Below are 26,471 nucleotides of genomic sequence, written 5' to 3'. Positions count from 1 at the left end.
CCTCCTTAAAAGACTATCTTAAACCGCTATAAGTCGCTTGGCAACTTTTTTCTTACCGATCCACTTGCCCCTGGGGGTATATTTAGTATGGAGCAGCTTATGACTTAAATCTCCGCAAGGCCCTTCTTTTAAGAACTCCTTATAGATAAGCTTTATGAACGGATTCTCGTGAGACTTTCTATAAGGCAGGCCTTCCTCTTCCTTATATATTGCCTTTGCACGGGCCTCTCTTATTTCAGGGCTTGTTGGAATAGGCTGACCTCCTCCTCCAAGACACCCGCCGGGACAGGCCATAATCTCAATAAAGTGGTAACCGCTTAACTCACCTCGGCAGAGCATATCCATAATCTTTTTGGCATTTGCAGTACCGTGGCCGACCATAACCTTTAGAGTCACTCCTTCTAAAAACTTCCACTCTTTTTTTGCTTTTTTAACCGGAAGCGCCGCCTCTCTTATGCCTTCAGTACCTCTTACAGGGGTTACGCGCAGCTTATTGAACGGCACCTCTTCTCCTGTAACTATCTCATATACAGTCCTTATAGCAGCTTCCATAACACCGCCTGTTGTGCCGAATATAAGAGCCGCGCCTGTTCCTGTACCCAGGGGATTATCGAACTCTGATTTAGGTAAGTTGGGTAAGTCCATCCCGCATTCCTTTATCATACCTGCAAGCTCACGGGTAGTAAGTGCAAAATCAACATCTTTAAACCCGGAATCATCCATCTCAGGCCTCTCACATTCAAACTTCTTCGCAGAGCAGGGCATCAGAGATACACTTACAATATCAGCCGGGTCTATCCCTTCTCTTTCAGCATACCAGGTCTTAACAATAGCTCCGAACATCTGCTGAGGACTCTTGGCAGTTGAAACATGTCCTAATTTATCAGGATAGAAATGTTCAATATATTTGACCCAGCCCGGAGAACAGGATGTAAATTGAGGCAGAGCAATTTTCTTTTTATTAACCAATACATCTCTAAGTTTTAAAAGTAACTCTGTACCTTCCTCCATGATAGTTAGATCAGCTGTAAAGTTAGTATCGAAAACTTTATCAAAACCCATGCGTCTTAGTGCTGTATTGAGCTGCTTTGTAACGCTTGTTCCGGGAGCCAGACCAAACTCCTCTCCTATTGCAGCACGCGGTGAGGGAGCAGTCTGGATAATGACATGCTTAGCTGGATCATCTATTGCAGCCCAAACCTCCTCAGCCGGGTCTTTCGCTTTTAAAGCTCCGGTGGGGCATCTATTGATACACTGTCCGCAGTTAATACATATAACGTCATTGAGGGGTTTATCAAGATAAGTTGCTATCCTTGTTTCAGCCCCCTTCTCTACTGCTTCAAGTACTCCTACTTCTTGTAAATCTATACAGGTTCTTACGCACCTGCGGCATAAGACACATTTATTCATATCACGCTCAACAGAGTAGCTTGAATTATCCTGCTCATATCTGGGCTCCTCAATATGACCAAAAGTATAGGACTTAACCCCATACTCTTTAGCCAGAGACTGCAGTTCACAGTTATTGTTTTTAGAGCAAGAGTAACACTCTCCATAATGGTTACGAAGTAACAGCTGAATAATATTTCTTCTCCCCCGGCGTACTTTTGGAGAATAAGTCTTAACCTTTATAGGTACGGTTATAGGATAAGCACAGGACGCCTGAAGAGTCTTCTGATCCTCAACCTCAACAATGCAGACCCTGCATACTCCGGCAAGACAGAGATCGTCATGCTGACAGAGCGTAGGAATATTGACGTTTATTGACTTTGCCGCCTCTAAAATAGTAGTACCCATTGGAACATGCAGCTCTATATCATCTATTATAACTTTAACCGTTGCGCCAAGTGCACCTTTAGCAGTTTTTTCAAAACTCTGAGGCCTCTGACTAACAGGGGCCCTAGAAGTCTTCTCCGAAAATGGTCTCTTTTTCTTATCCATTGAATGCTATCTCCTCTCTTTTTTTACTGGACAGTCTATACTCTTTTTTAAAATCATTTATCACCGAGACAAAGATATTAGGTGCAGACTGGCCCAGGCCGCACTTTGAAGCCAACTGCATTGTCTCGGAGAGCGACAGAAGACTCTTAAGATAGGATTCATTACACTCTCCTCTCTTAATCATATTAACACCTTCAATTAAAACAGGAATACCTTCTCTGCAAGGAGTGCATTGCCCGCAGGACTCATCCTTAAAGAACTCTAAAAAGTTCTCAACAACATCCATGAGACTCCTCTTATTATTAAAGACCATGATAGAACCGCCTGTTGGTAAGTCCTCAAACCCTACTCTACGATTAAACTGATCCTTTCCAATGCAAAGACCTGATGCACCGCCAACCACAACAGCCTTTATATCAGAGGCATCGACCAATTTTAATATTTTATTTATTGAAGTACCAAACGGTACCTCATATACTCCAGGCTTCTTACAGTCACCAGAGACGCTTATTATTTTAGATCCTGCTGAGGCCTCAGTCCCAATACTCTTAAACCACTCCGGCCCCTTTAATATTATAGGGGCTATATTTGAGAGCGTCTCAACATTGTTTACGACTGTCGGATGACCGTTATAACCGGTATAGACAGGGAAGGGAGGCCTATTCCTCGGTTCACCTCTATGACCTTCGAGTGACTCAATGAGAGCAGTCTCTTCACCGCAGACATAGGCTCCAAAACCAAGCCTTATCTCAATATCAAAGCTGAAATCTTTATTTCCAAGTATCTTATCTCCAAGCAGGTTCTTAGCTCTGATATCTTTTAAGACTCTCTTAAGCTTAGGCAAGAGCAGCTTATACTCTCCTCTAAGATAGAGAAACCCCTTCTCTGCCCCTATTGCATAGGCTGCTATAATCATGCCTTCAAATAGGAGCTTAGGATACTCTGTTAAAAGAATCCTGTCTTTAAAAGTACCGGGTTCACCTTCATCGGCATTAGTAACAATATATTTTTTGTTATCGGATGATGTTGCAGCAAGATTCCATTTAACACCTGTTGGAAAACCGGCTCCTCCCCGTCCCTTTAAATTGGAGTCACGCACAACATCCAAAACCTCAAGACGGCCGATCTTAAGAGCCTTCTTTAGAGCCTCACCTAGCTTTATATCGCTAAATATTATTACTCCTTCTCTTTTCATCTCTTAAGCTCCTTTACTATATCTTTTACTTTCTGAGTTGTTACTCTTCCCACTAATTGACTATCCACCATAACAGCAGGAGCCAGATCGCACATTCCGATACAGCTTATCTCCTTAAGAGTTATCTTCTTATCTCTTGTCGTTTCGCCAATATTTATTCCAAGCTCCTTCTCAAACTCTCTGACTATTCTTTTACTTCCTTTCATAACAGAAGAGATGCAATTGCTTACCCGTATCGTATGCTTGCCTGCCTTCTCAGAATTTAAAAAAGAGTAGAATGTAACTACAGAATAGACCTCAACAGGGTGTATTCCCAGCCTATCGGCAATCTGCTGCATATCCTTATCCGATATATAACCCCGCTTATCCTGAATCTTCTCTAAGATAGGGAGAAGTTCAGAGCGGGACTCATCGCAAATATTATACTCTTTACTGTCTTTATCAGCTCTCTTTCCAACAGCGCAGTATTTTGCCATTTTAAACTCCTCTCCTATTTAACGTATTTATTAACCTTCTCTATTAAATCCTGGGGTGTAATCGGTTTTTCAAGAAAATCATTACAAGGTAATACCTCATCACATTTGCCATACTCAAAACCTGTGACCTTACCAACAGCACTAAGCATAATAATGGAGCCCTGAAACCCCTCTCTTCTCAACTTATGAGCAAGAGCTATTCCATCATCAGCCTCTTCTATCATGATATCAAGCAGCACAAGGTCAGGCTCTTCATCCTTAACAGAACTCTCAGCATCTTTAATATTGTTTAAAGTCTTAACCTTATTGCCTGCTCCCTCTAAAACCCTCTTGCTTGCTTCCAAAAATTCTAAATCATCATCTACCATTAATATCTTTGCCATCTCTACCTCCTGGAGATTACCTCTTTTCTATCCTTAGCTCTTCTTCCATCCGCCATATAAGCATCACAATAGAGAGACAAGAACTCTATTGTAAAATCCATATCTTTTACGAATACCCCGCTAGGAATATTTATCATAATGGGCGAGAAATTTACTATCCCCTTAAGCCCGGAATCAACTGCAATATCAGCCACCCCCTGAGCTGACTCTTCAGGAACAGCAATGATAGCAATATCTATACTCTTCTCTTTTATGACTCCTTTGGCGCTAGCTGCAGAGAAGACCTCTACACCATTTATGGTTTTGCCGATCTTATTATCGGACCTATCAAAAGCAGCAACTATCCTTATCCGTTCTTTGTAAAAAGAGGGGTACCTAAGAATAGCCGTACCAAGATTGCCGACACCAAAAAGGACAGCAGAGACAACATGATCCTTTAAAACAAAATCTACAAGGGTATCTCTTAACTCAACTGTATTATAACCTATTCCAGGAATCCCTACTTTTCCGAAATTGGATATATCTTTTCTGACCTGAACATCGCTTGAGCCTGCAAAACCTGCAAGCTGCTTACTGGATATACTGGAATTCTTTTTTTTAATTAATCCCTCCAGTATCCTTATATAGAGGAAGACCCGGGATATTGTATTATGTGATAACCTATTCATGATAACTTCGTGAAATTAATAACGAGTTAGTTGAAATTATACACCCCTCTCTTCAGTTGTCAAGTTTAAAGGAAAACAGCATAAAAGAGGGTTTAGAGGACGGCTTCCTGCATGAGGTGATAAGACTATCTCTTACGTTATATCTATATTTAAAACCTGTCGAGAGAAGTCTATCGATACTGAACCATCTATCCCGCAAGAGCAGCTTAAACTTAGCACCCAAGATAGGAAGATTGACTAATAGAGGAGTCAAACACTTAGGCAAAACAAAAGGACGAGACGCGCTTATTGAATCAGCCATAATATTCATAACCTCTTTATAACTCAAGACTTCTTTATCGGCTATAAAGACCGGCTCTTGAGTAAAAAATTCATTAACTGCTGCGTAAATCATAGAGTCAACAACGCTCTCTACATAGACAAGATGAAACTTATTCTCTCCACTGCCTATAATAGGATAGAGACGGTATTTAAGTAAGAAGAGCAATCTTCTTAAGAGATGCGGCTCATCTTCTCCGTAGACCATGCAAGGCCTAAGTATTCCAACTCTCAAACCCCCATCTCTATAATTTAAGACTATTCTTTCTGCCTCAATCTTGGACTCTCCATATGGATTTGATGCTTTATAGCCCAGCTCCTCTTTAAGAGGTACTTCGTTATTAGCGCTAACAACAGCAACAGAGCTTAGATAGACCAGTTTTTTTATTTTAAGCTCTAATGATAACCTGCAAATATTTTCAGTTCCTAAGATATTTACCTCATAGAGTTTCCGGCTATCTCTATTTGAGACATAACCTGCACAATGAAACATAATATCGATAGGTATATCTATCTTCTTCTTCAATCGATCATAATCTCTTATATCCTGATAGATCAAATTGACATTAGAAGGAAGATACTTCTGAGCTCTCTTCCTGCTGCGCAATAGGCAATATACATTATTGCTGTTATCCTTAGCCAATCTATCGACTAAATGCCGGCCAATAAATCCGGTTGAACCTGTTATAAGAATATTCATAAAAAAATATTTAAACAGCTAAGAGATATCCAAATATAGTTAGAGTTATACCGAGAGCAAGGATTAAAACAGAATGAATTTTTAATAAAATACTATTGTTTTTATAAATCTGCATAAATTTAGATACCGATCCGGGGAACAAAATTAACCAGATACCTTTAACCAAGCCGCTCCAACCAAAGATTGTTATTATTACTGTCCAATTTCTAACCCATAGGTTGTGAAATAGTACAACGAGAAGACCGAAGAGAAGTGCAAACAAACCTCCAAAATATATAGAGGCAGAGCTTTTGGTAAAATCCTCCATCATCTTTTGGTAAAATTTTGGATTGAAGATAATACCTAATGCTATAATACTAAAACAGGGTCCAAGAAGCTTTGCAATGAATACTGAAATATTCATACTTATCTCCTTTTTTTTATTACACTAAATACTTCTGCCTAACCTATAGGCTTTCTTTAATATTTTACTACAAGATTTAGAATCAAAATCTTCCATTCCGGCAGCAGCAACTGTTTTGATCTTTAGATTCATAAACTTAAAAAATAATTTCATGGCCCGCATGCAGCCGCTGGCAAAACCAAGAATATGAGAAAAAGGAAACGGAGCTCCGCAGCTTGTAATTAAGATTGCCTTACTTGGTCTATCAGAGAGACGTCTAGGCCCAAGTTTGGTCATCTCAAAGAACCTGATGCTTCTATCCATGAATGCTTTGGCAACAGAAGTTACATTGCTAACGTAAGTAGGAGAAGCAAAGATTACTATATCTGATTTATCCATCTTATCTAAAACCGTCTGATGGTCATCTTTTATAATACACTCTTTACTCTTACGGCAATTACCGCAGCCCAAACACGGTTTTATATTTATATCTTCTCGGTCTCAATCTGTTGTTCACTGATACCTTTAAGTACTGCATCAGCGATATGATCGGTGACCTGGCCCTTACGGGGTCCTGCTATTAAAGCCAGCGCTTTCATTCCTTCTTTCTCTTTTTTGCTTTCTCAATAAATATCTCTGATCTATTCTTACCTCTCTTAAAATAGGCTAAAACTTTTTCAGCTTCATTGAAAGGCAGGGTAATAAAAGAGAATCCGTCTAATATCTGTATATCCTGTATCCTGTTATCTGAAATATTACATCTCTCTCTTATTATCTTTGCCAGTTTTTTGGCATTAAATCCATCCTGTCTGCCTTTACCTACAAAGAGGCGCGTCTTACCTTTCTTATCAACAAAAGCAACATCTCCTATTTCAACATATCTCTTCTCATCCAACTCATCTTTAAAAGAGACCTCAAGGAGAGCTGCAAGAAGATCTTCAGGGTTATTATTTTCAAGTAAATCTCTAGAGATATTAAGATATTCATCTTTAATACCCGACATTACAACACTCTCTAATTGAGTTTTAATCCTGTTCTTCTTTCTCTCTATAACATCTTTTACCTTTGGTAGTCTCTGTCTGCGGATATCGGTCTGAGCTTTCATTTTGATAAATTTCAGCTTCCTATACTCTTCAGAAGTAATAAAAGTTATAGCATTACCATCTTTGCCCGCTCTGCCTGTACGGCCAATCCTATGAATATATGATTCGGGGTCCTGGGGAATAGAGTAGTTTATAACATGGGTTAAATCCTGCACATCTATACCTCTTGCTGCAACATCAGTCGCCACTAAGATAGTTACCAGGCGTCTTTTGAACTTATTAAGGATCTTCTCCCGCAATGATTGAGACATATCTCCATGCAGAGCATCTGCATCATATCCGCGCTCCATCAACTTGTTGGCAACCATATCTACATTGACCTTTGTCCTGCAAAATACAAGGGCATAAAACTCTTCTTCGACATCTATAATTCTGCATAGCGCCTCAAACTTATCTCCGGCTGATACCTCAAAATAGATCTGATCGGTCTGACTAACTGTAAGCCGGCCCTCTACTGTCTTCAAGACTTCGTATCCTGCCATATATTTTTTGGCAATCTGCATTATCTCATTCGGCATCGTCGCTGAAAAAAGCAGAACCCGCTTACTGGAGCTAGTCTTATCCATTATCTCTTTAACATCATCAATAAATCCCATATTCAACATCTCATCTGCTTCATCTAAGATAAAATACGAGACCCTATCAATCTTTAAGGTCTTGCGTTTTATATGGTCGATAACCCTGCCGGGAGTACCGACAACTATATCTACACCTTTCTTAAGACGCTTGAGCTGCAAATCTATGGATTGACCTCCATAGATAGGCACAATGCTTAAATCTCTCTTCCCTTTTAACGAGTTTAATTCTTCAGCAACCTGAATAGCCAGCTCTCTTGTAGGAGTAAGGACCAAAACACTAACAAAACCCGCCCTCTCTTTAAGCAGTTCAATAATAGGCAGACCAAAAGCAGCGGTCTTACCGGTGCCAGTCTGAGCCTGCCCAACTACATCGTTATTGCTGTTGAATATAACAGGAATGACCTTCTCTTGAATAAGCGTAGGTTTTTCAAAACCTTTTCTTTTTAAAACTTCAATCGTCTGCTCTGATAACCCTAATTTTTTAAACTCTTCCATATCTCCACCTTCCCTCTTTATTGTGATTGAAAATTACGAAAACCCCTATTAAGACTGACTTATTCTACCACATAAAATAGATAGAGTGTGGGTTTTATATAATAGTTCAATTTAGACCGCCTAAAGAATCGCCTTGCTAATGGTATCTCCCGGTGGTATCGTATCTTGAAAATGGTTATACTTTATTAGGATTAACTTATTAAAAGGAGTGTCAATATGGATTTTACGACTCCAGAAGAGCTTTTTGGTAAAGCCAAGCAGGATTTCAAGAATATCAAAAGGTCGATTCTGCCGATACTGCCCATAGCTGCCGGAATATTTTTGCTGATTATGCTTAAAGGTATGATCTACTCTATTAACCCGGAAGAGGTGGGAGTCGTGCAGCGTTTTGGTAAATATATCACAACTACTTCCCCGGGTCTGCATTTCAAACTTCCTCCTATAATAGAGCGGGTCCAGAAAGTAAAAGTAAAGAGAGTATACAAAGAAGAGTTTGGATTTAGAACGATGCAGTCAGGCGTAAAGACAAGATACTCTCAGAGAAATTATAACGATGAATCTATTATGCTTACGGGTGACCTAAATATTCTGGATGTACGCTGGGTTGTTCAATACCAGATAAAAGACCCGGTAAAATTTCTTTTCGCAACCAGAGACCCAAGAAAAAATGTTCAGGATATCTCTGAGATTATTATCAGGCGTTTAGTCGGAGACTATAGAGTAGATGAGATACTGACTATAAAGAGAGAGGAGATAAACCACCTGGCGCAACTTCAGATGCAGGAGCTATTGGATAATTATAACAGCGGTATACAGATTGTGACCGTAAAACTGCTGGATGTCAACCCTCCTCAAGAAGTAAAAGCGGCTTTTAATGAAGTCAATGAAGCAAAACAGGAGAAAGAGCGTCTTATAAACCAAGCCTGGGAAGCATATAATAAGGCTGTGCCCCGGGCAAAGGGTGAAGCAGAAAAAACAATCAGCAAATCCGAGGGTTATCTTTTAGATAAAGTGAACCGCGCTCAAGGTGATGCTGAACGATTCACCGCGCTGCTTAAAGAATACAAAAAAGCTCCGCTGGTTACTAAAAAGAGGCTGTACCTAGAGGCAATGACGGATATTCTGCCTAAAGTAAAAGAGAAATATATAATTGATTCCGAGCAGTCATCGCTGCTGCCATTGTTTAATATAAGAAAGGAAGGAGGCCAGTAATGGTAAAGATAATGACAAAGGTGCTTATCTCGATTGTTGTCTTAGTAATAATAATGTTCATCTCCGGAGTTGTTTATACTGTTGATGAGACTAAACAGGTTGTAATTACCCAGTTTGGCAGACCTATAGCCGAAATAGTAGATGCAGGGCTATATTTTAAAAAACCTTTTATTCAACAGGCACGCTACTTCGAAAAGAGAATCCTGGAATGGGATGGTGACGCCAACCAGATTCCAACTAAAGATAAAAGATATATCTGGGTAGATACAACAGCCCGCTGGAGAATAAATAATCCTTTAAAATTCTTAGAGTCGGTAGGCAGTGAGAGCCTTGCCCATGCAAGACTTGATGATATTATTAACTCCGCCACTAGAGATGCTGTAACAGGCCATCTTCTGGTAGAGACGGTCCGTAACTCCAATACCATCATAGATAACCTCATCAAAGATGAAGATGTGACAAAGAGCAAAGAGGTTATTGAAAGAATAGAGCTTGGCCGTAGAAACCTAGAAAATATAATATTCCAAAAGGCAAAACCTACAGTCGTTCAGTATGGCATTGAACTTATAGACCTGCGCATCAAACGCGTAAACTATGTAACCGAAGTCAGAAAAAAAGTCTATGACAGGATGATCGCAGAGAGAAAGCGTGCCGCCGAACAGTACCGCTCTGAAGGACGAGGCCAACGCGCAAAGGTTGAAGGATTGATGGAAAAAGAACTTAAGAAGATAGGATCTGAAGCCTACCGCGAAGCACAGAAGATCAAAGGTCAGGCTGATGCTGAATCAACAAAGATCTATGCCCAGGCTTACGAAGAAGATCCGGAGTTCTACGCCTTCATTAAGACATTAGACACATATAAGAATACTATAGACGAAAATACCATAATGCTCTTAACAACGGAAAGCGAATATTATCAACTACTCAAAAAATCAGAACCTAAAAAATAGTCTTCTACAACGGGTAGGAACATATACTGGAAGAACCTGTAATCTCTAGATATTAAACCTTATATCTACTATATCACCGTCTTTGATAATATAATCTTTACCTTTTAGATATATCTTGCCTTCTTGCCTAAGCTCTGCTTCGGTGCCTAAAGAATAAATATCATCGTATTTCATGACTTCGGCACGAATAAAACCTTTCTCTAGGTCGCTATGTATCAGACCTGCTGCTTGAGGCGCTAAATACCCTTTGCGTAATAACCACTGCCTGACCTCATCAGAACCAACAGTAAAGAATGATATCAAATCTAATGCCTTTATACATAACCTGGTGAGAGAGTCCACCGCCAGCTCTTTAACTCCAAGGGCTCCCAAAAACTCCTCTCTTTCAGCTTCGGAGTCCAGAGCGGCAATCTCAGACTCAACCTTAGCAGATACCTGCATAATGTCAATATAGTCTTGCTGCAGTTTCTCGATATTAGACTCATCGCTAAGATTATCTTCAGAGATATTTAGAACGACTATCATCTTTTTCAGTGTAATAAACGGATAGCTTGAGATTAGACCTAATTCTTGTTCGGTTAAATCAAATAACCGCAAGGGCAGCTCTCTCTCTAAATGGTCTTTAAGTTTTAGCAGCAGCTCTCTCTCTTTTAATGCTCTCTCATCTTTAACTCTCTTTGCAGCTTCATCAATACGCTCGATTCTTTTTTCAATAAAGAGAAGATCGTGCAGCACTAACTCAGAATTGATATTCTCAATATCACGTCTTGGATCCGCCGAACCATCTATATGATAGACAGAGTCGTCTTTAAATGCTCTAACTATATGACAGACAGCATCAAACTCAGCAATATTTTCAAATATATCGCCCTGCCTAATAGAGTCTGGATCTACCCTGGATAGTAATTCAATATCAATCTTTGCCCTTACTTGTTTTTTAGGTTTATACAGATTGGACAGAAAATCAAATCTGGGATCTCTTATCTGAGTAAAACCTTTTATAACTTTATTGACTGTTAAATCTTTCTCAGAAAATTTATACCCTGTTAATAGTTTAAATATAGTCTTCTTTCCTGCTTGAGGTAAGCCGATGATTCCTATTTTCATATGAAAGATACTCCCTTTTAGTAACAGCTCTTCTTTAATATTTATTTTAATACTAATATTTATAAGTTCAGTATTATAATCATCTTAACACTGAATAGATATAAAAAACCTCTCCTGATAAAGAGACTATTTTAAAAGTTGCAATTATAACTCTTTGTATAGAACTATCTCTAATTAAGAATAAATCTTTACTAACTTAATTATGGATAGAGAGATATTAACGGCCTCTACGTGCAGCATAAGTAAAAGCTAAAAAATATTTCCTCCATGATGCTTCAGTAGACATAAACTGATTCGTCCCATAAAAATAATCCACAATTGCTTCACGTAAACGAGCAACTTCTTTAAGACGAGTAAAAATCGCGCTATTGTCTAAAGTCAAATCTATTAATTCAAGGGCTCGTTCAAAAGCCTGCCTGCAATATTCGGTATTATGTTTCACTTGCCAATTTAGAGCACGTTCTACCTCACTTCCGATATTTGCCATCTGTTCAAAAAATGACAATTGTTTCCAACCCCCGGAAGCAAGTTTTTTATGTTGGATATTCATTTTTTAATCCACCTGCCAACAATTTCAATTATCTTTTGACGGACTATTTCATCTTTTACCCCTCGAATTACATTGCCCTGAGATGGACGAATATTAATCATAGAATCAAATTCAATAAAATCATCCCCTTCTATCTCTAGATAAAAATTGATCCCCCAAAGACTCTTCTGTTTTGAACCATCTTTAATGAGCAATGCTTCTAAATCAGAATGAAGTTCAGCATCAACAGCAATAGATTCTTTATCGACATCAACAACAGCCTTCACTAAATTTCCAAACATGGTATCGGCCATCTGTTTAAGATCATCTATTGATAATACTCTTGTTATTATTTTCATTTCTACATATTACAACATTATAAAGATTTAACCAAGTTTATATCTTATATTTGCTATCAGCAGAAGAAGTTTAATAAAAAAACTTACCGATATATAGCTTCCCAGGTTGAATAAGTTTTGCAACTGGCTCTCTATTGAAGAAACTGATGAGTTATATAAAACTTATATTTTTTTAAAATAATTCCTTTAATATAACCTTTGCAATATTTTCTGCCAACAGCTTATTGCCTTTAACCGTACAATGACCAAAATCTCCAGCAAAGCTATCTGTAAAATATTCATCATATCCTTCTTCTTCTGTTGCATTTTTAAAAAGCATCTCATTGTCAACAAAAATAATTCCTTCATTAGGCCTAAGCATCTTTTTTAATGATTCTATATTCATCATAGGATATTGTACGCATATAAAATACACACCTTTCCCGGCAAGAATAATTTTTAACTTATTATAGTTCAAGTATGTTACAGGATTATATGTCTGTCTTCTTACTACGTACGACTGTTTTTTATGTTCTTCTGAGAGTCTCTCCTGTCCCAAATTATAATAACAATCGGCTAAAGAGCTGTAAAATCTATCATTATTGGGAAAATCAATAATCGCTTGTTTAAACAATTTTGACGCCTCTTCATATTTTTTCTGATTAATATAACACATCCCCAACGCAAAATATGCTTCTGCACCGCAAGAAGGCAGATCAACAGACTCTCTTAATAGCTCTTCTGCTTCTTTATGCTTTCCTTGATTTAATAAACACCATCCTAAAGTCACAAAGCCTGTTTTGTTCATAGGATTAATCTCTATTGCTTTTCGAGCTACAGTTTCCCCTTCTTCCATCCTACCCTCGTGCAGATAGCAAGAGCTTAACGCAGCATATGCCATATCATTTTTAGGACCAAGTTCGATACTTTTTTTCAGCATTCTTTCTGCATCTCCTGACCTTCCGTCTCTCCAATAATAATAACCTAATTCGGCATAGGTGTTGTAGCTAAGCGGATATTGAGCAATTTTCCCCTTAAGCCTCTCTTCTTCGTTTATCTGCCCATCAAAATTAAAGGTATATCTAATATATTTCAATAACAGATCTACTAACTTGTATACTTTAAGTTGTTTAAGAAAAAATAGAGGCTTTGAAGCAGCTCTATTATTTTCGACAATCGCAGTTCCATCGTTTATTCCCATCATTGTAACTACTATATCGGGGTTATAAATATTCAAATATTCTTCTAAACGAGCTGCAATGAGTCTTGTGTTTACCGCAGTCATTCCTTTATCTACTATTTTAAACGTTACGCCAGTATTTTGATTATTCAAAATCTCTCCAAGAAACACCGGCCATTGCCTATCCGTAGTAGACTCTCCTAAGCAGAGAACACAATAATCGGCTTTTTTCAAAAAAGCTTTTTTATTCTTATACTCTTTAATCGATGTTATTAAAAATCCTCCTGTATACAATAATATTTCAAGAAAGAATAGAGACAATATAACGCCAAAAATAATAAATCCTATTTTTTGCATGAACCCTGTTTTTCTTTGAACTTTTTTCATCATAAATAATTTACCTATCATAAACAGAGGTGTTTTTGACTTATCTTATAGGGTTTTCTCTTACTCTCTAATTTTATCCCAAACAAAAACCAGTTGCAACCTTCTCAATTACAACTGGTTAAATCAATTAGCTCTCCACGCAAATATTTGCTATAGTATTATCTCCAAATACTAGGTCTATAAATAGGCATCGACTGTTATTTGTTCTTCTATTTATTATCTTTCACAAATCATCTAAAAAAACTTTTATGCCTTCGACAAATTGCTCCTCCGAGTCTAAAAAAGCTGTATTGTGAAAACCTCTTATTTTAAGAAATTTCTTTGGCGATTTCGCAGCATCAGACAATCTCTCTCCTAAATAAAATGGTACAATCTCATCATCTATGCTATGAATAATTAATTTCAAACACTTAACTTCCCTTATTTTAGAAATAGAATTAAAGCTGCTTGAAAATATAAAATAAGGAAGAAATGGATATGTTATTTTGGCCATATCTCTGATTGATGTAAATGTCCCTTCTGTAATCAACGCCCGTACTCTAACTCTATGTGCCAGATTAATAGCAATGGCTCCGCCGAGAGACTCTCCATAAAGAATGATATTATCTTCTGAAATTCTACGTTCCTTAACCAGGTAACTATAGGCAGCGACTGCATCTTTATATAAACCTGGCTCACAAGGTGAACCCTGGCTTTTTCCATAACCCCGATAATCAAAAATAAATATATTGAGGCCTAATTTATGTAATAACCCTATCTTCTCTATTCTATGGCTGATATTACCTGCGTTGCCATGGCAAAAAATAACTGTGAATTTTGCCTCATCATTAGGGATGAACCAGCTATTTAATCGTTTATTATCAACTGTCTGAAAATAAATCTCTTGATACGGCAATCCAATTATCTCTGGTGAAGTAAAAATCTCTCTTACAGGAAAATATATATCACGTCTTTCAATATATCTGATACCTATTAAGAAAATGATAATAAAAAGAACCGCCCCTAAAAGGATTTTCACTTTTTATTCCTTAGTTCTGCCAAAACCTTTCTCACTAACAATCTTTCAATCTATTTTTGTAACTCTCTGTATATTTGATAACTTTATTCATCATATTAATCACCCTATGGGGGTGTTTACCTACGGCTGTCTCGCCTGAAAGAAGCAGATGCGTCGCTCCATCTAAAATAGCATTTGCAACATCGCTTACCTCGGCTCTTGTAGGAAGACGCTCTTCGGTCATGCTTTCAAGCATCTGCGTAGCTACAATCACCGGCTTTCCTTTTAGGCAGCACATCTCTATAATCTTTTTCTGAACTACAGGAACTTGATAGATAGGAATGCAAATTCCTAAATCGCCGCGTGCAACCATAATACCGTCAGCTTCAGCTATTATCTCTTCTATGTTGGCAAGAGCCTCCCTGCTTTCCACTTTGGCAAATATTTTACATTGGGCATGCCTTGGTTTAACAATACTTTTGAGTAATTTTATGTCGTGAGCTCCCCTTACAAACGACTGGGCAAGATAATCAAACTTATGTATTATTGCAATCTCCAGATCCCTCTTGTCTTTTTGAGTCAGTGACTCAAAATCTAATTTTACATCAGGAATGTTTACCCCTTTATGCTCCCTAAGTATACCTGAGAGAAGAACTTTTACCTTGAGACGTCTTTTTTCAATAGATTTAACTTCCAGTGTTATTTTACCGTCATCAACATAAATTAAAGTACCTATCTTAATTAATTTTAATGAACCTTGATAATCGAATGGTACCTCTTTCTCATTACCCATAATATCTTCCTGGGTGAAATAAAACTGTTCTCTCCTCTTTAACTGAAGCGGCTCAATCAACTTCCCCACTCGTATGCGGTACCCCTCTAAATCCTGCATTATTTTTATCGCCCGCTTCATTTTTTTATTGAGGGCACGAATAAGTTTGACCTTTTCTAAATGATCGGAGTGCGTAGCGTGGGAAAAATTCAAACGTGCTACATCAAGACCGCTGGTAAACATTTTTCTTAATATTGTCTCAGAACTGCTTGCCGGACCTAAGGTAGCAATAATTTTTGTTCTTACCATACCATCCTAAAGCTGTTTCTAGTTTACAGTGTTTAATGCTTTCTTATAGATTGAAAGCGTCTCCTGTGTTACCTTCTCTTTTGTATACCGAGCTTCGACTATCTGTCTTCCGGTATAGCCAAATCTTTTTTTTAATTTTACATTTTTCAGCAATTGATACGTTTTTGCAGCCAGAGCCTCAAAATCTCTCACAGGAACAACAAATCCATTTATTCCATCATCAATAATTTCCGGCATACCACCCATTTCGGTAACAACTATCGGCTTTGCCATTGCCATAGCTTCCAGCATAGTCAACCCAAAAGGCTCTGAAGCTGTAGAAGGGTAAAGGCAGACATCGCTTATCTCATACAGCTCTTTTACTTCATCCAAGGTATACATATCTATCAAAACACTCTCTTCAATATTAAAATGCTTGATAAGATTCACCAGGTAAGCAATATCTTTCTGCTGAGTTCCTCCCCAGTCAACAATATTCTTTGAACCAGCCAAAACCAACATCACATCCGAGACCATATCTTTAAGAATATTGACTGCCTTGATACTGGTATCACACCCCTTAGCTAGACCGATTCTGGCCGGATGAAATATAATTTTTTTACCCTTCAATTGCGGATATTTCTCTAATATATTTGTCGTATCCACACCGGATTTGAACTTATCTTGATCTATCCCATGATGCACAACTGTAATTTTAGTATCATCCACTCCTATTCCGATAAGCTCTTTTTTAATAAAATGGCTCACTGCAATTATATGCGACCAGTCAATTTTATGGCAAAGCTCTAAAAACAGAAGCTCATCCCAAACGTTATGCGCAGTGAGAATAAGAGGAATACCCCTCTCTTTACTTGAACGCTCTATTAACTTTATATGAATCGAACTGAAATAATGCATATTATGCACATGAATAATATCCGGCTGCGATTCGTCGAAAAAAGCAGTAAAAGCTTTATTGATTTCCTCCTCCAGTCCGCTTAAACCTCTCTTATAAAGCCAGTTTAAATCCATAAGAGGATCGCGGTAAATATCCACACCTTGATATTTATATCTTCCTTCAACCCCTTCGACCGAACCCGTAAGTAGACTCACACAATGACCTAATTTTACCATCTGAGGTAAAATAATCGTAAGATGAGTCTCTACCCCGCCAATAATAGGAGGAAACCCCCAATGGAACTGCGCAATATTCAATTTCTTCATCAGTAATAATCCTCTTTTTTATAACCCTCAATAGAACGTTTGAAAGTATAGACTCTATTAGTTCTAAAGGAACCTAATTTATCAAAAATACCTATCTCTATATCTTTGAGCCGGGAAGAAGAAACTTTTATTTTGATTATCTCATTAGTCATTTCTAAATTAATCAAACTTCCTCTCCAGGCCAGATGAAAATTTAACTTCTGCCATGAACGCGGCAGGTAAGGATTGATAAATAATTTCTCTCTTTTAATCTTAACTCCGGCAAAACCAAACACTATCGCCTGCCAGCTTCCTCCCAGAGAAGCAGCATGAATTCCCTCGGAAGTATTACCGTAAAGATTGCTTATATCCGTATTTAAAGCAACATTGAACAGCTCATTGGCCCTATGTAGATCCCTGACTTCACAGGCGTTTATAACATGTGTCGCAACACTTAAGGAGGAACGATGCACTGTCCTGGGAAGATAAAATTTATAATTCGCTAATTTTGTTTTTTTGCTGAAAATATCGTTCAAAAGCGTAATAAGCATCAATACGTCAGCCTGTTTTATTATCTGAGTCTTCCCAAAATCTTTCGCTTTTAATTTAGCAGGTATCAGAGGAATTCCATTTTCGTCAAACCTGGATAAAATAATCTTTTTTAATTTGAAAAAACCACCAAACTGCTCAATGACATTTTTTTTGTTGCTGAGGACACATATTTTAGAAGCAATTTTCTTCCATGACTTTACTTCCTGCTCTTTAAGATTCAGTTTGGCTTTCAATAAGGTATAGAAATCAGAATCTTTCTTAAGCATATTGCACGTTTTATAGGCACTGAGCAAATTCCACTTTGCCATCATATTGGTAAAAGCATTATTATTAACGTCGATATGAAACTCATCGGGACCGATAACATGCCTGATTTCATATCTCTGTTTTTTCTCATTCCACTGAACACGCGAGGCCCAAAACCGCGCCGTCTCTACAAGCATTTCACAGCCATATTTCTCGATAAATTTTACATCTCCTGTTGCAATATAATATCTGTAAACAGCATAGGATATATCGGCGTTGATGTGATGTTCCATTTCATGGGTATGAATCTTGATAATTGTTCTGTCGATATCTCTAGCCCATTCGGGAGTCTCTTCTTCCCCTGTTCCTGCCGATTCCCAGGGAAATTGAGCTCCTTGAAAACCTCCTCTTTTGGCAATTGCCCGCGCCTGATCAAGCCTTTGATAGCGGTAGAGCAGCATATTTTTCGCTACTTGAGGAAAAGTGAATAGATAGAAAGGGAGAAGAAAGATTTCCGCATCCCAAAAGATATGTCCGCGGTAACCCTCTCCGCTTAAGGTCCGCGCTCCAATACTCGAAAACCCCTGGTTGCAATGAGCGCAGATAAGCATATGATAAATATTGAAGCGCAGTTTTTGCTGAATATTTGCTCTTCCTTCAATAACAATATCCGCTCTCCTCCATAACCGTTCCCAGGCAGTTATATGGTTTTTCAACAAGATATTGAATCCAGTCCGAAAAGCGGTATAAAAAATTTCAAAGGCATCATTCTTCTGGGCAGTATAATCATTGTTGTGATTAAAATGTTTAATGCAAAAAATTTTGGTAAATACAACAGTCTGATTTTTTTTAACCTTCAAACGAAATATATTATCTCTGGCAATTATTTTTCTACCATTAACTTGATAGTACAATCCAGACCAATAGACTATCGAATATTTTTTCTCCAAAGCCTCTGCGACAAGATACTCAGTCCCTCGATGCTGACCCAGTTCTTTAACCCGGAAATGCTTCCGTCTCCCCTCAGCTACCGCACCTACATTAGTAACAGCGGTATCGATACTCGTACTGATATCAACCTCACACCCTGCATTAAGAGGGGTGAATGCAACCTGTATAACACCGATATTTTTATCCAGCTGGGAAACAAAACGTAACGATTGATAGTCAAAATTCTTACCTTTACTATTTTTATATATAGTATGTCTGAGTAATACCCCCTTTTTCATATTAAGAGTTCTTTTGTGCCTAAGAACATCCATGGCAATAACATCGAGTTTCTCCCCCTTCACGGTAAGTTTAAAACTAATAGGATTGGGTAAATTAACTATTTTCGAAACCTGGGCAGCCATCTTATCGTAAATTCCGGCAATATAAGTACCGGGATGGCAATCATAAGGAATCTCTTCATAAATCCCCCTGATACCCAAATAACCGTTCCCCAGAGTAAACTGGGCTTCCCGTATACTTTGCAGCTTTCTTGCCCATTTACTCTCTTCTATTAACCAAAGAATATTCTGGGTATAGTCCGAATAAAGGTTTCTCATTTCTAAATATTGTAACATAAATAACACAGAACATCTGCATTAGATAGATATTTAAAACCAACTGATGGTTTTCGATAATCTAAAATCATACAAAAGATATTCTAATATTTTAAGAAAAAAAGGGGAGGGATGATAAAAGCAACAAATATTATTTTAAAAAATTTTCAAACGAAATATTGAACCCCACCTTTACTGAAGCGGTATATCTTACCCTCTTCTATTGGGACAAATCCACTACTTAAAAATGTTAAATAATGACTTTGGTTCAGAATATGTACCCAGAAACAATATCAAGCAAAGGATAATAAAAGTAATAATTAAAACTATCATAAACAACTTTTTTGGGTAGAAGGAAGTATAACCAAGCTTTTTTACAAACTGTACCGCTACATCTCTTCGTTCTCTAGATGTACCTTTCGGCAAACATGGCGTATGGGTGAAAAGCCGCCCTAAGGTAGTATTTAACCGCATCTGTACATTTACCGCCCAACCCGATGCTTCCAAAAGAACACTCATATCCCGTTTGCATATCTTGGTGAAACCTATAATCATACCCGGCAATAAGATAATACCCCCTACCCCCGCTAACATACCCAAAATATGAACCAGTTTGACCTGAGAAAGTACATTAGTAATATAAGCAAATGCCGAACCAAGAACTGCAATAGCCACACCTCCGCCTAATAAGAGATCGCGTACTATACCTGACCCTCCAGGAGAAGAGATGGCTGTTTCCAATTTATCTTGACGGGATTTACTGAATTTATCTATCTGTTTTTTCACCAGATTAGTAATTTGCTTAAAAGGTGCTCTCACTGATTCCCAGAGACTGATAGGGTTTTCCACAACATCTACTACCTCAGCATCCCACTCTATACCGTCTATGGTAAAAAAGATACCGCGTTTACCGATACGCAATCGGCCTGTGCTCCCAGAAGTTACCGCAATCACAATCTCAAATTTAATATCTTTCTCCTGACGGCCGGTAATCTCCAAATAGAGCAGGTAGATAAAGCTGTTTTTTGCTATTTTTTTATGGGAGAGTCTATCCTGAACTTTCATTGTAAAAGTCATCTCCCTGCCATCAATTACTAATCTCCCCATTTCAAGGAGGGAACGATGTTGAGGAGAATAAAAATTTGTAAAACTGACAAAATTGTTCGCCAGTTCCATTAACCATCTCTGATAAAGAATCAGTTTTTCCAAATTATGTAGCTGGTTTAAATCATCAGCCGCAGCCAGATCCTTTGCAATCAACTCACTCGCCTCTCGCCTGTACGGTCCCTTAAGATAGGTACGCAGTCTCTCTTGACCCAGCTTTTCTACTTTCACACCCTGCTTACTTTTTAACCATATTCTATATGGAATAAAAATATCTTTTACCTTATTCCACTGTTTTTCAGTAAACTGCTTAACCGGCTCTCCAAGGGCGTGCTTTAGAACCTTCTCCCTAAATTCAAACAGGCACTCAACATATTCGGGATTGATCATCGCCTCTAAATCCAGAATACCTTCTGGATTCGGTAAAGCCAGAGGAGCGTCTTTAAGCTGGGATTCCATTATTGACTTATCCCTAAAATCGATTTCCTCAAGCTCCTTCTGGCGAAGCTGCATCTGGACTATCGCCCGTTTATCGAACTTGACCATTGCACACTGTGCAAAATATTGGTCAAGCTTCCATTCTAAGTTAACCATCGACTCATAAGCTTGCGGCGTTTCGGTTCCCCAAAACATAATCTCTGTAGTTTTATCTCCTTTAGGAATCTCTCCCCTTTTTTGCCATGCAAGATAACTTTCAGCCTCCTGGAAGAATATCTCAAGCTGCTCTTGGTTAATCCCCGGCTTACCGCAGATATCTAAAGTAGAACCTGCAGTCTCCATGACCGAGGTGATGAATTGAGACAGATCAAAGTCAGTTGTGACTTCAGGAGGAATAATACCATCACCATTATTCGCCATGTTAGCCATAATGCTTTGTACATCCCGTACCTGAGCTAAGCTAATCTCCTGTGTGTTTAGAGAGTTAAGATTGGTTAAAATTAACTCTGCTGAAGCTTTTAATTTTTGACCTTGGAGGTGACTAATATCAATATCCTCTAAGTTTAGTATCTCAGTGCCTTCGGAGAGATGACTGCGATTGGCAAGAAATCGAAATAACCATACTAAAGCCGCCCTAAGCTCGTTAGTCCTTATGCGGCCATTTTTATCTGTATCTACATAAGAGGCAAATGCACAATCGCAATTGAGACTGTCAATTGGAATGCTGGTAGCTGCCCAATGCGCATCATCAAGAACCTGAATCTTCTCCAAATCCTGAGCATTTTGAATTCTAAGCTGGTAGCTGCCGCCGTAATTTTTAAATATCAATTTAGACATTAAAAACCTCCTTGCTTAATGCCGTCTTTTGCCTCTTTGCCTTAAAACTCCCAATTATGAGAACTCTCTTTCTCTCCTTACAAAACTTTACTGTCTAAAGGTAAATGATACTCCTTGGAATAAAAACCATCAATTTAAAAATCCTGCGTAGAATTAAAGATTTCTATATCCAGTATGTTTTATTCTCAATAAACAACATAGATGGACTATAACTATACTTTGAGACGGTTTCCAGAGATAGCATCCCTTGCCGCTTTATATCCTTTTGCTATTGCTTCTCTTCCTCGATAGAAATCCAATACGGCAATCTGTTGTACGTCAGGAGTTATTATTATATCCGCTTCTTTTATTTTTGCCTTTGCTATTTCATATTCCATAGCATAAATCGCCTGAATTATAACCTTAAATACATTGGGAGTATTCAGGTCTATTTTTTGCACCCTCTTATGAATTTTAGATTTAAAAACATCTACCGATTTTTTATTCTCCTGAATAAATCTATTGATTTTATCGTGAAATATCACTAAAGTCTCATTTTTAGTTTCTGGTTTGAAAATTGATGTAGATAGTTTTCGCTTTTTTACAGAATCAAGCGTTTTGCTTCTTTGAAGCTTACGGATTACATTACAAGCAATGACAATCTCTGCACCCATATTCTTAGCCACATTCACCGGAATAGGATTTACCACTCCTCCATCTATCAAAAATCTATCTTTAAATTTTACAGGCATAAACACAACAGGCATGGAAATACTTGCTCTTACCGCCTCAATTACAGAACCTTTTTTTATTACTACCTCCTCTCCTGTATTAACATCCGTAGTAACTACTGCTAATGGAATTTTTAAATCTTTAAAATCTATATCTCCAATAATGGTCAGTAGAAGCTCTTTAACCTTTTCGCCATGGATAAATCCTTTAAGCATAAATGCTAAATTAGGATCTGCCAATCGAACTAATTTCTTCCAATCAGTCTTTAGTATTATCTCCTCAAGGCTTGCTATCTCTCCCTTCCCTGCATAACAGGCTCCGACAAGCGCTCCTATGCTTGAGCCTGCTATCATATCTATAGATACATTTTATTCTATCAGCGCCTTTAACACTCCTATATGTGCTAAGCCTCTTGCTGCGCCACTGCCTAATGCTAAACCAATTTTTGTTTTTTCCTTATTAAAAAGCTTCATCACTCTTTTCCAATTTTTGATTATCTGATAAAACTCAATAGCATCCCGATTAATCCAAGAATAATGCTTTGAATAAATGTAATTACAGGGCTTAACATTCCCGTCCAAAGCAAAATAATAATTATGAAAAACCCGTAGGGTTCAAGCCTGGCAAGTTTATACCTGACGTTAAGGGGAAGAAATTCCATAAGCACCCGGGACCCATCCAAAGGAGGAATAGGAATCAAGTTGAACGCTCCCAATATAATGTTTATTCTTGCGGTAATTAAAAGCGCCGGCGCAAAGAAATGATTTGCTTGAAAGATTTGAAACTGAAGCAAAAATATCGCAACAGTTGCAATAAGTATGTTCGTCACGCACCCTGCCAAAGAGACAGCAATAATAGCCCGGCGGGAACTATTCAGGTTTCTATAGTCAACAGGCACCGGCTTTGCCCAGCCAAACCCTACAATAAAAAGCGCAAGCATCCCCATTGGATCAATATGAGACTTTGGGTTGAACGATAATCTACCGGAATACTTTGCCGTATTATCGCCAAACAGCGAAGCAATCCAACCGTGCGCCACCTCATGAGCAATAACCGAATAAAGAAGCAGCGGAACTAACAAAAAAAACGCTATTGGATCTCTAAATAAAAGCGATAGCAATCCCATATATTTATCCCTTTCTCCGTCAATGGTGTTGAGGCGATTAACAAAACATACCAGCTCATCAAATACAGTGCAGTTTAATCGAACTTGACCACAGGAACTTCAGAAGCAGATTCCTCAGCTTCAAAGTATACTGCTGGCTCAGTAACGCCGGCTTGCGCGGAAAAAAACCGGCCAAAGAATAAACGTTGAAACCGATTGAAATCTTTGACCGCACGATTGTAACGCATGCGCTCAACAGCAATTCTATTCTCCGTACCTTCTAACTGCGCCTGCAGCGCCAAAAAGTTCTCGTTTGATTTTAATTGAGGATAGTTCTCGGCAACTAATAGAAGGCGTGACAGCGCTCCGCCCATTGCATTAGCATTTTCTATTTTGCTTTCAATAGAAGCAGACTTACCCCATTGACTTCTTAAGCGGGTCACTTCTGTAAAGATTTCTTTTTCCTGGGAAGCAAAACCTTTAACAGTATTTATAAGATTGGGGATTAAATCATTTCTTCTTTGCAGCTGGTTTTCAATTTGTGCCCAAGCTGATTTTACCTCTTCATCTTTGGCAATAGCCTGATTATAACCATTCCTATACCAGCTAAAAAGCATAACAGCTAAAACTGCGAGAACGCCTAAGACAATCCAAATCTTTTTCATTTCATCACTCCTTTAAATTATTTATTGGTTACCAGCCGCCGCCTCCGCCTCCTCCTCCGGTCATACCGCCTCCAAAACCTCCAAAACCTCCGCTAAACCCTCCACCAGAACCGCCCAATCCAGCCCCATGCCAATAACCGCCTCGTCTACGTCCCCCTATCATTGAACCTATCAGAAAATACCCCAGAAGCCCAGAGCGCATGCTTATAACGAAAAGAAGAAGCAATATTGTGAAGATAACTTCTAAACCACTTTTCTTACGATGTACCGTCTGATAGACCTGTGTTTCCTGCCCGGTTATTTCAGCATCATATTCTTTGGCAACAAGACTAATAATAGCAACCGCACCCTTTGTAATACCTTCGGAATATTGCCCGCGCTTAAAATAAGGAATCATTACATCCCGAACAATTTTATTGGCAATTAGATCCGGAATTGCTCCCTCGAGGCCATAACCTGTTGTAATCCACGCTTTACGGTCATCAACCGCCATCAAAAGCAATATCCCGTTATCCTCCCCTTTTTGTCCAATTTTCCATTGGTCAAAAAGTCTTACAGAAAAACCTTGTATGGTTTCTGGTTTGGCTGTTTTAATAGTTACAACAGCTATCTGTGCTGTAGTTTTTTTCTCCAACTCAGCAGCAAACCTGGCTATAGTAACTTTATCAGAATAATTTAGTAGTCCCGCAAAATCATTTACATAATCCTGTCCACGGGATGGAATAGACACCGCATCTCCCGCAAAGCTCATAAAAGAAAACAACATGTAGAAAAAAATAGGAACCAAAACGTATTTAGAAATTTTACCCATATCTTCTATTACAACTTATCTACTATGCCTGTTAATTTTTCAATCTGGCTTAAATACTTTTCCAAAAAAACAACTACATCCTGCTTGGCTATCTTTTCATCATTTGCAGAATCCTTATAGATTGGTAAAAACACATTTTCATCAAGCCCAAATATCTGACAAAGCTGCCCGATAATCTCTGCTTTATCAATTGGAGGCTGTTTCTCTTTTAATCGAATTAAATTTCTGAAAATAGGAATCAGTGAATTAAGAGATTCTTTTAATAAAGCCTCTAAACCTTTTCTCTTAAGACCTATCTCTAAATATGCCTGACGAATTCTGATTAATTTTCCTTTGATTTGCTGTTCGCAGAAAAGACGGATATGCTCACCTTTAATCTCCAACCCAGAGAGAATATCCTCACCGTGTAAGAGAATATGATTTTCTTTCATATCCAGGAATTCTATTGGAAAAACGTCTAAAGAAGAGTTAATATAGTCTTTGGTCAGAAATAAAGGCGCAGCTATTTTTTTAAAAATTCCTTTAGAAACTACATTCAGACTATTTTTAAATATCGAGAACTTAAGATCTTTAAATACAAAAGCTGAATTAATGTCAGAAACTTTAGGAATATAATTTCCCCCTGCAGCAGAGCCATATACAAATGCAGAAATTAAATTACCCCCATGAATACCAAGCATTGCCTTAAGATAAGGAATAAATTTTTTCTGTACTTCAATATGCAATTTTTTTTCATTAATAACATTCTCTTTGTCCATTCTCTCCCTCCTGATTCAAGACAATTTACTTAAATAATAATCTCTAAAACATACCTATTGTACATACCAAACCACAAAAGTTCAACGTTTTCCAGCAGTATCAAAAGAGAAGGACTTTTATTTTCTTGTTTTTAATAAACACTATACGTAAGAGGTTCGGCAACTACTATCTATAGAGTTTTATCTTGCCTAAGGATAGGAGAACGGACGAATAGATAAATTTCTTGGTAAAAACTATAACTATCTCTAATTGGTTTGACACAGAATAACAAATACCTTGACTAACTATGACTAATACTGTAGAATCCCAACTGTAGTGATGAGGAGAGTAAAATATCAGTCCGCAAGGTGAGCATTCTATCTCCCTTGCGTTTTTTTATCCCTCTATTGACTGCAAATTTAAAAAAGGAGGTTTTACCAGTATGAAAGGAACAGTAAAGTGGTTCAGTAACGAAAAAGGTTATGGATTTATTACTCCCGAAGAAGGCAAAGATGTAT

At 38.0% G+C, this 26,471-nt stretch carries 26 protein-coding genes; 3 read left to right on the top strand and 23 right to left on the bottom strand.

Annotation, left to right across the window (positions count from 1 at the left end; translation table 11 throughout):
• Window positions 1-18: 18 nt before the first annotated feature.
• The 9 genes from P9L98_02705 to P9L98_02665 all read right to left on the bottom strand — a co-directional run bounded on the left by P9L98_02705 (window position 19) and on the right by P9L98_02665 (window position 8,239).
• Window positions 19-1,941 carry an NADH-dependent [FeFe] hydrogenase, group A6 gene (locus P9L98_02705; protein ID MDP8216218.1) on the bottom strand — a complete coding sequence of 641 codons (1,923 nt, stop codon included), beginning with the start codon at window positions 1,939-1,941 and terminating at the stop codon, window positions 19-21.
• The gene (locus tag P9L98_02700) at window positions 1,934-3,136 is read right to left on the bottom strand and encodes an NADH-ubiquinone oxidoreductase-F iron-sulfur binding region domain-containing protein (protein MDP8216217.1); all 1,203 of its coding nucleotides are present in this window, start codon (window positions 3,134-3,136) and stop codon (window positions 1,934-1,936) included. Before P9L98_02700 ends, P9L98_02705 begins: the two co-directional genes overlap by 8 nt.
• Window positions 3,133-3,612 (bottom strand): NAD(P)H-dependent oxidoreductase subunit E, encoded by a 480-nt coding sequence (locus tag P9L98_02695; protein ID MDP8216216.1) that lies wholly within the window; start codon window positions 3,610-3,612, stop codon window positions 3,133-3,135. The genes P9L98_02700 and P9L98_02695 overlap by 4 nt, the downstream gene beginning before the upstream one ends.
• Before the next feature lie 14 nt (window positions 3,613-3,626).
• A complete protein-coding gene (locus tag P9L98_02690) occupies window positions 3,627-3,995 on the bottom strand; it encodes a response regulator (GenBank protein MDP8216215.1) in 369 nt (122 codons plus the stop codon).
• Window positions 3,996-3,997: 2 nt separating this feature from the next.
• Window positions 3,998-4,663 carry a redox-sensing transcriptional repressor Rex gene (locus tag P9L98_02685; GenBank protein ID MDP8216214.1) on the bottom strand — a complete coding sequence of 222 codons (666 nt, stop codon included), beginning with the start codon at window positions 4,661-4,663 and terminating at the stop codon, window positions 3,998-4,000.
• Between the two features lie 52 nt (window positions 4,664-4,715).
• A complete protein-coding gene (locus tag P9L98_02680) occupies window positions 4,716-5,681 on the bottom strand; it encodes an NAD(P)-dependent oxidoreductase (GenBank protein ID MDP8216213.1) in 966 nt (321 codons plus the stop codon).
• A 10-nt stretch (window positions 5,682-5,691) separates the two neighbouring features.
• Complete coding sequence (locus P9L98_02675) at window positions 5,692-6,084, bottom strand: hypothetical protein (protein ID MDP8216212.1); 393 nt, start codon at window positions 6,082-6,084, stop codon at window positions 5,692-5,694.
• Window positions 6,085-6,108: 24 nt separating this feature from the next.
• Window positions 6,109-6,534, bottom strand: a complete 426-nt coding sequence (locus P9L98_02670) for a flavodoxin family protein (protein MDP8216211.1) — start codon at window positions 6,532-6,534, stop codon at window positions 6,109-6,111.
• A 124-nt stretch (window positions 6,535-6,658) separates the two neighbouring features.
• Window positions 6,659-8,239, bottom strand: a complete 1,581-nt coding sequence (locus P9L98_02665; GenBank protein ID MDP8216210.1) for a DEAD/DEAH box helicase — start codon at window positions 8,237-8,239, stop codon at window positions 6,659-6,661.
• A gap of 216 nt (window positions 8,240-8,455) precedes the next feature.
• Here P9L98_02665 and hflK point away from each other — a divergent pair, with 216 nt between their 5' ends.
• Entirely contained in the window at window positions 8,456-9,451 is a 996-nt protein-coding gene (hflK, locus tag P9L98_02660) for an FtsH protease activity modulator HflK (protein ID MDP8216209.1), read from the top strand.
• Window positions 9,451-10,401, top strand: coding sequence for a protease modulator HflC (hflC, locus tag P9L98_02655; protein ID MDP8216208.1), 951 nt, complete (start codon window positions 9,451-9,453; stop codon window positions 10,399-10,401). Before hflK ends, hflC begins: the two co-directional genes overlap by 1 nt.
• A 45-nt stretch (window positions 10,402-10,446) precedes the next feature.
• Here the strand turns inward: hflC and ychF are convergent, their stop codons facing one another.
• From ychF to P9L98_02585, 14 genes are all read right to left on the bottom strand, one after another.
• On the bottom strand, window positions 10,447-11,508 hold the full coding sequence (gene ychF, locus P9L98_02650) for a redox-regulated ATPase YchF (protein ID MDP8216207.1): 1,062 nt from the start codon (window positions 11,506-11,508) through the stop codon (window positions 10,447-10,449).
• A 217-nt stretch (window positions 11,509-11,725) separates the two neighbouring features.
• The gene (locus P9L98_02645) at window positions 11,726-12,058 is read right to left on the bottom strand and encodes a hypothetical protein (GenBank protein MDP8216206.1); all 333 of its coding nucleotides are present in this window, start codon (window positions 12,056-12,058) and stop codon (window positions 11,726-11,728) included.
• Window positions 12,055-12,396, bottom strand: a complete 342-nt coding sequence (locus P9L98_02640; GenBank protein ID MDP8216205.1) for a DUF5674 family protein — start codon at window positions 12,394-12,396, stop codon at window positions 12,055-12,057. Before P9L98_02640 ends, P9L98_02645 begins: the two co-directional genes overlap by 4 nt.
• A gap of 172 nt (window positions 12,397-12,568) precedes the next feature.
• Window positions 12,569-13,912 (bottom strand): tetratricopeptide repeat protein, encoded by a 1,344-nt coding sequence (locus tag P9L98_02635; GenBank protein MDP8216204.1) that lies wholly within the window; start codon window positions 13,910-13,912, stop codon window positions 12,569-12,571.
• Window positions 13,913-14,165: 253 nt separating this feature from the next.
• Window positions 14,166-14,960, bottom strand: coding sequence for an alpha/beta hydrolase (locus P9L98_02630; protein ID MDP8216203.1), 795 nt, complete (start codon window positions 14,958-14,960; stop codon window positions 14,166-14,168).
• Window positions 14,961-14,994: 34 nt separating this feature from the next.
• Window positions 14,995-16,020 carry a pyruvate kinase gene (gene pyk / locus P9L98_02625; protein MDP8216202.1) on the bottom strand — a complete coding sequence of 342 codons (1,026 nt, stop codon included), beginning with the start codon at window positions 16,018-16,020 and terminating at the stop codon, window positions 14,995-14,997.
• Between the two features lie 18 nt (window positions 16,021-16,038).
• Window positions 16,039-17,223 carry a glycosyltransferase family 4 protein gene (locus P9L98_02620; GenBank protein MDP8216201.1) on the bottom strand — a complete coding sequence of 395 codons (1,185 nt, stop codon included), beginning with the start codon at window positions 17,221-17,223 and terminating at the stop codon, window positions 16,039-16,041.
• A complete protein-coding gene (locus P9L98_02615; protein ID MDP8216200.1) occupies window positions 17,223-19,565 on the bottom strand; it encodes a glycosyl hydrolase family 65 protein in 2,343 nt (780 codons plus the stop codon). Before P9L98_02615 ends, P9L98_02620 begins: the two co-directional genes overlap by 1 nt.
• A 216-nt stretch (window positions 19,566-19,781) precedes the next feature.
• Window positions 19,782-21,923 carry a hypothetical protein gene (locus tag P9L98_02610; protein MDP8216199.1) on the bottom strand — a complete coding sequence of 714 codons (2,142 nt, stop codon included), beginning with the start codon at window positions 21,921-21,923 and terminating at the stop codon, window positions 19,782-19,784.
• Window positions 21,924-22,135: 212 nt separating this feature from the next.
• Window positions 22,136-22,987, bottom strand: a complete 852-nt coding sequence (locus P9L98_02605; protein ID MDP8216198.1) for a patatin-like phospholipase family protein — start codon at window positions 22,985-22,987, stop codon at window positions 22,136-22,138.
• A gap of 140 nt (window positions 22,988-23,127) precedes the next feature.
• Entirely contained in the window at window positions 23,128-23,760 is a 633-nt protein-coding gene (locus tag P9L98_02600) for a site-2 protease family protein (protein ID MDP8216197.1), read from the bottom strand.
• A gap of 74 nt (window positions 23,761-23,834) precedes the next feature.
• Window positions 23,835-24,404: a LemA family protein gene (locus P9L98_02595; GenBank protein ID MDP8216196.1), complete on the bottom strand. Its 570-nt coding sequence runs from the start codon at window positions 24,402-24,404 to the stop codon at window positions 23,835-23,837.
• Window positions 24,405-24,432: 28 nt separating this feature from the next.
• Window positions 24,433-25,215: a TPM domain-containing protein gene (locus P9L98_02590; protein MDP8216195.1), complete on the bottom strand. Its 783-nt coding sequence runs from the start codon at window positions 25,213-25,215 to the stop codon at window positions 24,433-24,435.
• An 8-nt stretch (window positions 25,216-25,223) separates the two neighbouring features.
• Window positions 25,224-25,973, bottom strand: a complete 750-nt coding sequence (locus P9L98_02585; protein MDP8216194.1) for a hypothetical protein — start codon at window positions 25,971-25,973, stop codon at window positions 25,224-25,226.
• Window positions 25,974-26,395: 422 nt separating this feature from the next.
• Between P9L98_02585 and P9L98_02580 the strand changes: the two genes are divergently transcribed.
• On the top strand, window positions 26,396-26,471 hold a 76-nt coding region (locus P9L98_02580), incomplete at its 3' end, for a cold shock domain-containing protein (protein ID MDP8216193.1).

This window comes from Candidatus Kaelpia imicola (assembly GCA_030765505.1).
Lineage (GTDB): Bacteria > Omnitrophota > Gorgyraeia > Kaelpiales > Kaelpiaceae > Kaelpia > Kaelpia imicola.
This window is presented reverse-complemented; position numbering and strand designations above follow the sequence as displayed.